Annotated in this window: 2 protein-coding genes; both read left to right on the forward strand. The window is 77.2% G+C overall.

What is annotated here, in order from left to right:
* On the forward strand, positions 1-721 hold a 721-nt coding region (locus AB0N07_RS51985; protein WP_365848110.1), incomplete at its 5' end, for a DNA glycosylase.
* A 76-nt stretch (positions 722-797) separates the two neighbouring features.
* Positions 798-1,068 (forward strand): sugar phosphate nucleotidyltransferase (locus AB0N07_RS51990; protein ID WP_365848112.1); only part of this gene is annotated, 271 nt, incomplete at its 3' end.

A 1,068-nucleotide genomic window follows, 5' to 3' on the forward strand; every position in this document is an offset into this window, starting at 1 on the left:
CCTGAAGATGGAGGGGCGCTGGCTCGTCTCGGCCGTCGACGCGCGGTGGGGCGCCCCCGCCTGGCAGGTGCGGGCGGTGCTGGAGACGGCGGAGCACCGCGTGCTCGGCGCCCAGCTGGGCCTGCTCACCCTCGTGCCCACCGCCGACGAGACCACCGTCCTCGGCCACCTCGGCCCCGACCTGCTGGACCCGGCCTGGGACACGCCCGACGACGGCGCCGCGCTGCTCGCCGAGGGCGTGCGGCGGCTCACGGCCCGGCCCGAGCGGCCGGTCGGCCTGGCCCTGCTCGACCAGCGGCTCGTCTCCGGGATCGGCAACATCTACCGCTGCGAGACCCTCCTGCTGGCCGGCATCGACCCGCACCGGCCGATCGGCGAGGTCGAGGACGTCGCCGGACTCGTGCTGCTCGCCCGGGACCTGCTGCGCGCCAACGTCCCGCCCGCCGCCCCCGCCACGGGCGCCCGGCGCCGGACCACGGGCGTGCGTCCCAACCCGGGGCGACCCTTCGGGGTCGAGGTGCTGGTCCCGGCCGGTCCGCCACCCGGCACGGCACCCGGCCGAACGCCCGGCGCGCGCGGCGGGGGGACGCCGTCGTACTGGGTCTACGGGCACGACCGCGCCCCGTGCCTGCGCTGCCGCGGCCCCGTCCGCCAGGAGGACTACGGCTCCGCCGAGGACGACGCGCGGCGGCTGTGGTGGTGCCCGCACTGCCAGAGCTGAGCCGGACGCACCCGAACGGTGGCCACGTGTGGTCCCCGCTCCCTACGCTGAACCCGCCCCGACCCGAGGAGAAGTCATGGCCGACCCGTTCCCGAAGGACCCGGAGGGCGCCGTCGTCGCGCTCGTGCTGGCCGGTGGCACCGGCGGCCGCCTCATGCCGCTCACCGCGGCCCGCGCCAAGCCGATGGTGCCGCTGGCGGGCCAGTACCGGCTGATCGACGTCGTGCTGTCCAACCTGGCCCACTCGCGCCTGCGGGACGTGTGGGTCGTGGAGCAGTACCGCCCCTTCACGCTCAACCAGCACCTGGCCGGCGGGTGCCGTCGAGATCCCACGGCCGGCCGCCGGC

This window comes from Streptomyces sp. NPDC051172 (assembly GCF_040682555.1).
In the GTDB taxonomy this organism is placed as follows: domain Bacteria; phylum Actinomycetota; class Actinomycetes; order Streptomycetales; family Streptomycetaceae; genus Streptomyces.